The organism is Flavobacterium sp. (assembly GCF_003525665.1).
Taxonomy (GTDB): domain Bacteria; phylum Bacteroidota; class Bacteroidia; order Flavobacteriales; family Flavobacteriaceae; genus Flavobacterium.
Genome location: NZ_DQDX01000084.1, coordinates 13,441 through 22,222, shown reverse-complemented (window position 1 = coordinate 22,222; position 8,782 = coordinate 13,441). Strand labels below are relative to the sequence as shown.

The 8,782-nt window shown below is 29.7% G+C and carries 9 protein-coding genes; 8 read left to right on the top strand and 1 reads right to left on the bottom strand.

Annotation, left to right across the window (positions count from 1 at the left end; genetic code table 11):
* Positions 1–296: 296 nt before the first annotated feature.
* On the bottom strand, positions 297–1,172 hold the full coding sequence (locus DIU01_RS06190; RefSeq protein ID WP_290832564.1) for a hypothetical protein: 876 nt from the start codon (positions 1,170–1,172) through the stop codon (positions 297–299).
* A gap of 343 nt (positions 1,173–1,515) precedes the next feature.
* Here DIU01_RS06190 and DIU01_RS06185 point away from each other — a divergent pair, with 343 nt between their 5' ends.
* The 8 genes from DIU01_RS06185 to DIU01_RS06150 form a co-directional block, all read left to right on the top strand.
* Positions 1,516–1,704 (top strand): hypothetical protein, encoded by a 189-nt coding sequence (locus tag DIU01_RS06185; protein ID WP_290832562.1) that lies wholly within the window; start codon positions 1,516–1,518, stop codon positions 1,702–1,704.
* A 52-nt stretch (positions 1,705–1,756) separates the two neighbouring features.
* A complete protein-coding gene (locus DIU01_RS06180; protein ID WP_290832560.1) occupies positions 1,757–3,412 on the top strand; it encodes a hypothetical protein in 1,656 nt (551 codons plus the stop codon).
* A gap of 11 nt (positions 3,413–3,423) precedes the next feature.
* The gene (locus DIU01_RS06175; protein ID WP_290832559.1) at positions 3,424–4,092 is read left to right on the top strand and encodes a response regulator; all 669 of its coding nucleotides are present in this window, start codon (positions 3,424–3,426) and stop codon (positions 4,090–4,092) included.
* A gap of 92 nt (positions 4,093–4,184) precedes the next feature.
* On the top strand, positions 4,185–5,240 hold the full coding sequence (locus DIU01_RS06170) for a type I restriction endonuclease (protein ID WP_290832558.1): 1,056 nt from the start codon (positions 4,185–4,187) through the stop codon (positions 5,238–5,240).
* Between the two features lie 27 nt (positions 5,241–5,267).
* Complete coding sequence (locus DIU01_RS06165; RefSeq protein ID WP_290832556.1) at positions 5,268–5,807, top strand: PH domain-containing protein; 540 nt, start codon at positions 5,268–5,270, stop codon at positions 5,805–5,807.
* 21 nt (positions 5,808–5,828) lie between these two features.
* Positions 5,829–6,614 (top strand): GYF domain-containing protein, encoded by a 786-nt coding sequence (locus DIU01_RS06160; protein ID WP_290832554.1) that lies wholly within the window; start codon positions 5,829–5,831, stop codon positions 6,612–6,614.
* A gap of 30 nt (positions 6,615–6,644) precedes the next feature.
* A complete protein-coding gene (locus DIU01_RS06155; protein ID WP_290832552.1) occupies positions 6,645–6,932 on the top strand; it encodes a hypothetical protein in 288 nt (95 codons plus the stop codon).
* A 226-nt stretch (positions 6,933–7,158) separates the two neighbouring features.
* Positions 7,159–8,782: hypothetical protein (locus DIU01_RS06150; RefSeq protein ID WP_290832550.1), on the top strand; the 1,624-nt coding region annotated here is incomplete at its 3' end.

Here is an 8,782-nt window from a genome sequence, read left to right as displayed (position 1 = left end):
CTTTTTACAATAATAGAAAATTTATCATAATACAAAATTATCAAATCATTATTTTAACAAAAACTTTTCAACAATTTCAAAAAATTAAAGAAAAAGGTAAATTGTTTTTAAATTGTAAAATAAAGTAATTTGGCAATGTATCAAAGTTAGCAATACACATTTTTAAATGATATAACTATTTACAAATCAAATATAAAGAAAAAAAACCTAAAAAGGCGAGCAATATTGCTCACCTTTTTAAATTTGATAATATCTTAAACAAATAAAATTTTAAAAATCATGTTCTCGTATCATACTCATTCACAAGCCAGCACATACTCCTCAATAATATGTGGAGTAACTTTTTTAATTTCAGCATCATTCTCAGGGTTTTCACCATCCATATTGAAAAACTGTATAATTTTATCTCTTTTACTATACCAAACAATAGCTTTTTTGCCGTTAAAAAACGTTGTTGTATCACAAACTGTCAATTCTTTTCTTCCAAATTCAATCTCATCAAATGGCTTTATAATTTTAGTATTTGCAAATCCAACTTGTTCGCTTTTACAATCAATCATTTCATAATGATCTTCTTTCCATTCCATGCATTCTTTATTGGGGAAAATCATGTCTTTACTGGTATAAGCTATAGAAAAAACTCCAATCAAACTAAACAATCCAATAGCAATTTTCTTTTTTGGAAAGCGATTATTAGATTCTATCGCATTAATTTTTATCAAATCTGAAGAACTTTCACTAACATCAAGCTCAATAATTATATTTGACATCTTTTGATTATCAGAAGCAGCAACAACCAACTCTAAATCGTCCGAATTTGAAAACACAGAATAAGGTCTAGGCTTAAAATCAATCAATAAAGCAGACATTTCTATTCTAATACTATTTTCGCTATCAGTTTCGTCTTTAAGGAACGAAATAACTGGTCTAAATTTATCAACATTACAATTTTCAATGGATTTTTTTAAGGACTCATTTTCTTTAGTTCCAAAAAATAATCGAAACAACTCCTCTTCTTTTCTACTAATCCCTTTATCCAAAATAATCAAACTCAAGTTCCTCATTTGAGCTGGGGATGGATTCGCTAAAATTCCAGAAACATCATCATTTTTTACAATTTCGTACTGTTTTTTAATAGCAGTCTTGTAATCTTTAAAAGTAATTTTCTTCATAAGGGAAAGGGGTTTTATGAATTTTTAAGAAATCTTTGGAATTATCGGAAATATCGGAATTCCCTATAAAAACTACTACAAAAACGTAATTCCTTTGCCTCAGAATTAGTTCTTGATCTATTTCGCGATAGGAACAAATGTACAAAACTGATTCTAAAAAAGTGATGCGCTACAGAACTGATTTTTTATTCAGGGAAGTATAACCAAAAGGTTCTGTAGTCGCGCACTTCACTTCCCAAAAAAAAAATCTGAGTACTCAAAACAACAGATTTATCTGTTACAAAACGCTTTCGAAAACATCTCGAACAGCCAAAACTATGTCCAATTTTTAAAATTCAATAAAATGAAAAAAATATTATTTATTGCCTTATTGGCAACAGCAACTTTTGCAGTATCCTGCACAAATGATTCAGATGCAATCACACCATCCCAAGGAATTCAAGATAAGGAATCATTCGCTTTAAAAGTAGGTGACACTTTACCTCCTGATACTGGAGGTCAAGGCGGAGACCTTCCGCCAAAGAGACCGTAATTTATTTTAGAATATTTGACGGTATTCTAATTTAATTTAATAATTTCGGGAAATGATACTTAAAAGGTACAATTTCCCGATTTTTTTTATAATGGCATTTGCCGTTTTATTCTCATGTAAAAAAGAAGAAGCTAGTAATAAAAAGGAAAAACCTCAATTTGAAAAATTATTAGATAAAGCATATTCATATTACGAAAATCAAAAATTTGACAGTGCTATTGTTTATTATTACAAAGCTAAACTAGTTTGCACTCCTGATGAATTAGATAATATAAGTTTCGCTCTGTATTATATTGCAACAATTCAAAAAGCACAGTGTGATTTTTCTGGTAGTGAATCAACAGCAACAGAATCATTAAAAATCAATCCTAATTACAGTCAAAATTTTTCTTTTTATAACTTACTTGGTCTAAATTATTTAGAACTAAACGATTTTCAAGAAGCGATCAAATATTATAATTTGTCATACAAAGAGGTAAAAAGCCAAATTGAAAAATGTGTTATAAAGAACAATATTGCATATGTTTATTTGGAGTCAAAACAATTTTCTAAAGCTAAAGTAATTTTAGAAAGCATTGTTAAACATGATTCACTCGTAGCTAATAAAAAAAATTATGCTAAAGTTCTTGATAATTTGGGATTTGCTTATTTCAAATTGAATAAAACCCAAGCCATCACCTATTTAAATAAATCTTTAAAAATCAGAGACAGCTTGCAAAATGATTCAGAATCTATTGCATCACACATACACCTTTCTGAATATTATCTCAATTCTAATCCTACTCTAGCTGAAGATTTTGCTCAAAAAGCTTACAATTCAGCAACGGCTATAAATAGTCCTGATGATAGAATTGAAGCAATAAAGTTCCAAATCGCATCAGGTAATTCTAATGATGTAAAAAAACTTGCGCTAAAGCAGATGAGTATTTCAGACAGCATCAATAAAATAAGACAAGCATCCAAAAACCAATTTGCCAAATTTAAATTCGATAACTCAATTGCCTTAAAAGAAAGTGAAAAACAAAAAACACAAAAACAACTCTATATAATCCTATTCTTTTTTGCATCTACTATATTATTAGTGATTTTCTTCACAATTCGCTCAAGAAATAGAAGAAAACTAAAAACGATCTCTTACGAAACCGAAACCAGAATATCCAAAAGACTTCATGACGAACTAGCCAATGACGTTTTTAATGCGCTAACTTATGCCGAAACACAAGACCTTCAAGACAGCGCTAAAAAAGAACAACTTCTCGAAAATCTCGACGCTATTTACACCCGAACCAGAAACATTGCCAAAGAAAACAGCGATATTGATACTGGAAGTAATTTTCAAGATAATTTACAAAGCATGATTGCTAGTTACATTTCTAATGATGTAAATGTGTTAATTCAAAATCAAAACACTATAAATTGGCTCTCTGTAAAAAAAGAAGTCAAAATTGCAGTCTACAGAACGTTACAAGAATTATTAGTCAATATGAAAAAGCACAGTCAATGTTCTGTAGTGGCAATAAGGTTTGAAAACACTAAAAAAGAGATCATAATCAACTATTCGGATAACGGAATTGGAACCTCCGAAATGTTAAAATTTAAAAATGGACTCCAAAATGCGGAAAACCGTATTTTAGCCATTAAAGGAACGCTTACTTTTGAAACAGAATCAGGAAAAGGATTCAAAGCACAAATCATTGTACCCGAATAAAAAGAAAAGCTATGTTTAAAAAAGTTCTTGTCGCCGAAGATTTTGACAGCATTAATATTGCCGTAAATCAAACCCTAACTAATTTATCCGTTACCGAAATACACCACGCCAAATACTGCGATGATGCCTTATTAAAAATAAAAAAAGCCTTGCAAGACAATGAACCTTACGAATTACTAATTAGTGATTTGTCCTTCAAAACAGATCATCGAAAAGTAACACTAACTTCTGGAGAAGATTTAATAGAAAAAGTGAAACAAATCCAACCCGACATTAAAGTAATCGTCTATTCTATCGAGGACAAAAATTTTCGTGTAAAAGCATTGTTCCACAACCTCAACGTCAATGCTTATGTTCACAAAGGAAGAAAAAGCATCACCGAACTAAAAACGGCAATAAAAACAATACTTAAAGACGACAAAAGTTACATTTCTCCTGATTTTGCGCATTTACTACAAGACAAAGTCATACATGAAATAGATAATTTTGATGTGCAACTCATCAAGCAACTCGCAATTGGTGTAGCCCAAGATCAAATAGAAACCAAATTCAAAGAACTTGGCATCACACCCAACAGTAAAAGTGCTATCGAAAAAAGATTAGGCAAACTAAAAGATTATTTTAAAGCCAACAATACGGTGCATCTTATAGCAATTGCAAAGGATTTGGGTATCACTTAAAAACTTTTTTTACTTTTTTTTTACCACTTTACGGTTTTCCGTAAAATACACAATGCTAATGGTTTTAAGTTTGGAGTCTAATCAACAACTCCATGGAACTCAACAATCAACTTAAAGCTTTAGCCGATAAAATTATCCTGCTAAAAGACAAAATCGAAACGGAAGAATCTACAAAACATGCTTTTGTACTTCCTTTTATAAATATTCTTGGTTACGACACTTACAATCCTACCGAAGTAGTACCCGAATTTACTGCCGACTTAGGATTGAAAAAAGGCGAAAAAGTAGATTATGCCATTTTCCAAAACAACGAACCTATTTTAATTATCGAATGTAAGAATTGGAAAGAGAAATTATCGGTTCATGGTTCGCAACTATTTAGATATTTTCATGTCACTAAAACCCGATTTGCACTTTTAACCAACGGAATTCATTATCAGTTTTTCACTGACCTTGACGAGAAAAACAAAATGGATCAAAAACCATTTCTTGAATTTGATTTGACCGATTTACGTGATAATGTCATTAATGAAATTACAAAGTTTCACAAATCAAATTTTGATGTAAACAACATTATAACCAATGCTAGTTCATTAAAGTACATCCAAGAAATCCGCAAACAAATCAATGAAGAACTTACCAATCCATCCAACGAGTTTGTAAAATTATTTGCCAATAAAGTGTATGCTGGACGACTTACAGAAAAGGTAATGGAAGAATTCAAAGAACTTGTTCACAAAGGCTTCAGCCAGTTCATTAGTGAAAAAATTAATGATCGATTGAATGCCGCAATTAACAAAGAAGCACAAAACCAACTGGAAGATTTACCTGAAACAGTTGATGATGAAAGCAAAATAAATACCAGTGAAGAAGAACTTGAAGCCTATAGAATTGTAGTTGCAATTCTGCGCAGAAAACTTCCGACAGATAGAATCGTTTGCCGAGATACGCAATCCTATTTCGGGATTCTTCTTGATGATAACAACAGAAAACCTTTATGCAGATTACACCTCAACGGTTCAAAAAAATACATCGGATTGTTTAATGACAATAAAACCGAAGCAAAACAACTATTAAACAGTATTGATGATATTTATTTATTTGAGAAGGAGTTGTTGGAGACAGTTGGGTTGTATGAAGTAGAATAATTATTAACTATATAAATTTAAAAAATTATGCCATCAATATTAGAAATTCAATCGCAAAGAAAAAACTTAGGAGGTTTTGAAAGCTATTTGGGAAGAAAAGAAATAAAAGAGTTACCAAGTATTTTATGGGAAGATGAATGTGTAGAAAACATAATTCAAGGAACATATAATAACGGAAATGGAATCTTAGTTGCTACAAATCGTAGGCTAGTTTTCGTGGATAAAGGATTTTTATTTGGATTAAAAGTTGAGGATTTCCCTTATGATAAAATTAGTTCCATTCAATATGAAACAGGTATTTTAATGGGCAAACTAACCATTTTCACTTCAGGAAATAAAGCGATAATTGATAATGTAATTAAAGCTAAAGTAAGAATTTTTGGAGATTCTGTAAGAGCAAAGATTTCTGCACCAAAAGACACAACAAATCCTTCAGCACCTATTATAGTTACTCAACAACCGATAGATTTTGCCGACCAATTAGAAAAGCTTGCGAAATTAAGAGAACAAGGAATTTTAAATGAAGAGGAATTTGCACAACAAAAGAAAAAAATACTTGGAATGTAAAACACGTAAAACTACCTGTAAATGAACCAAAACAAATATTTAGATTTATCTCAAAAATCTAATATCACTATATTTTTAAGCATGAAACAATACTACATTTCTATTAATAACGAGCAAATTGGTCCATTATCGTTTGACGAACTAAAGGAAAAGAAGATATCAAGCCTCACCATGGTTTGGTTTGAAGGACAAACAGATTGGGAAAAAGCAAGTGAAATTGATGAGTTAAAAGATTTATTAAAATCAATTCCGCCTCCAATTAACACTTTTTCACAAGTTCCACCTTTGCCTACAAATGAAAGTCAAACATCTATTGAAGATGATGAAGACGAGCCTGTTACGATTATGGGACTCAGTAAAAATGTTTTCTACACTGTTTTAACTCTCGTGCTAATAACAATTGTCATTATCGTTTTAAATAGTTATCAAAATAAAACAGAACAACTGCAGGAAATAAATAATGCCACAGAAACGCACAACCAACAGCTAGAACTTCAACAAAAAGAAATTGAAGAGCAAAAAGCCCGAATTGCAGAACAAGAAAAAATCGAAGCCGAAAGAATAGCAAGAGAAAGAAAACAAGCAATAGAAAACAGACTTTCAGAAATAACAAGCCAATTAAACACAAGTTACAAAAACTTAGAGAAGGCAAAACAGAAACTAAATGACGTTAGTGCTTTTAAGCTTCTCAGAACTTCAAGTGATAGAAACCAACAGATAAATACTGCACAAAGTTATGTTGATTATTACACAGTAGAAATACAAAAATTAGAGACGGAATATGAAAAGATCAATCCTAACAAGTAATAAATTAATTAATCTTAAAACCAAAAAAGTATGAACCATAAAATTATTGAAGCAATAGAAAATCAAAATATAATTGAATTCTATTACGAAGGTGAATTAAGAGTAGTTGAACCACATTGTTATGGAGTGTCAAAAGCAGGAAATGACGTTTTAAGAGCATTTCAAGTTGATGGATATTCTTCTTCAAATAAAATGTGGTGGAGAATGTATACCGAGAGTAAAATGCAACAAGTAAAAAGCATTGATCAAAATTTCACACCAAGAAATGATTATAGGAGAGGAGATAAAGATATGGTTAAAATTTATATTGAAATTTAAAATGGAAAGCTACATAAATATAAGTGGAAATTCATCATTAACACATTTTGAAATATCTGATAACTCAATTTATGTTTGGTTTACATATAGCAAAAAATCCCTATATTTATCCTGTTTATAAAATAGGAAACCATCATTTCCAACAGTTAATTCAAAGAGCAATTAGCGGTAAAGGATTAAGTACTTACATAAATCAAAATGTTAGAAAAGACTTTATTAAATAAATATGACTACAACAAATTTCAGAAAAGTACTTATCGATATTGCAACGGAAGAGAATAGTAATACTATTTCTAAAATCATTGCCAATTATTATCCAAGTTTAAATATTTCGACTAGAGAAACTTTATTCGAAAGTTTGATGTTTTTTTTAGAAAGTTCTGAAAGTCAAGAATTCACTTTTCAGGATTTATTAGAAAAAATTAAAACTGAAAGTTTAGATGTTTCAGAATATGTTGGAAAAGACTATAGAATTAAAGAAGTTGAAATTTCAAACTTAAGAGGCATACCTTCCAAAGAAGAAAACAATAATATTCCTTATGGAATAAATTTAACCGATGAAAACGGAATAATTAATAATGCAATTATTTTAGCAAATAATGGAACAGGGAAGTCATCTGTTTTTGCAGGACTTGAGATGATTTATACTCAAGAAATTGGAGAAAAAAACCTTCGTTCTAAAGTTCCAGAATCAAACGATTCGCTTGATTATAATGGTTACTTAAAAAGAGTAAATCAAGCTGGAAGACCAACTTGTAAAGTCAAGACAATTGACGGAGATTTTGACTTAGAAAACATAATTTTTAAAAATGAAGATTTTGTAAAAATTTTTAATCCTAATAGTCATTTCATTACTGAATACGATATTATAAGTAATGGTCAGCTTGAATACGAAAAAGATGAAAAACACGACCATTCATTTCATAATAAAATTGCAATATCTTTAGGTCTTACTGAATTTATTACTTTTCAAAAAACCGCTCAGTTAATTCCAAATTACAGAAGAAATAAAGAGAAAACCCATAGAGATAGAGTTGGTGTAGAGATTGAAAACAACAAAACAACCATTAAAAATAGACAAACCGAAATAAATTCAAAAACTATTGAAATTGATGAGTTAAAAAAAGGTATTTCTCCTGAAAATAATTCTAACGAGCAATCTAAACTAGAGTTTTTAAACAAATTGAAAAGTAAAACCTTAGAGATAAGTTTTGATGAGCTGAAATATCTTAATGATATAATTGAATTTGAAAATAAGTATAGGGAGTTCAGTAGTTTAGAAAGAAATAAAAAAGCAACTGTAGAAAAGAACTTCTTAGACATAGGAAAGGAATTAATTCATGAATTTGACAACTGTCCTTTCTGTTTGAGTTCAAATAAATCATTAGAGGAAATCAAAATTGAAGTTGAAAAGAGGTTATCAGAATTAGAACAGTTCAAATTACTAGATGAACAATTAAAAAATAGATTTAGGTCAGTTTCTGAAAATTTATGGAGTATTACCAGAGATTTAAGTAATGTGAATGAAATACTAAACAATGACAGAGAAGAATTAAGCAGTTTTTCAAATTTAGAAAAAATTAGATTGGAGGAAAATAGATTATATGTAGCATTATCTCCTGTAATAAGTGACTCTGAATTAAATGATTATATCTATTCTTTTACTCAAAAGTTAGTTCCAACCGATAAAGATTACTTGGATTTATTTGAATTCATCAATAAGAACAAAGAAATTTTTGAAAAAAGATATATTGAATTAGCTAAAGAAGTTCAATCACTAATTGAGGAACGAAAAAACACAATTGATACTGAAATAAAATTATTTCTTGAAAACAATGAAAGTCTTACTG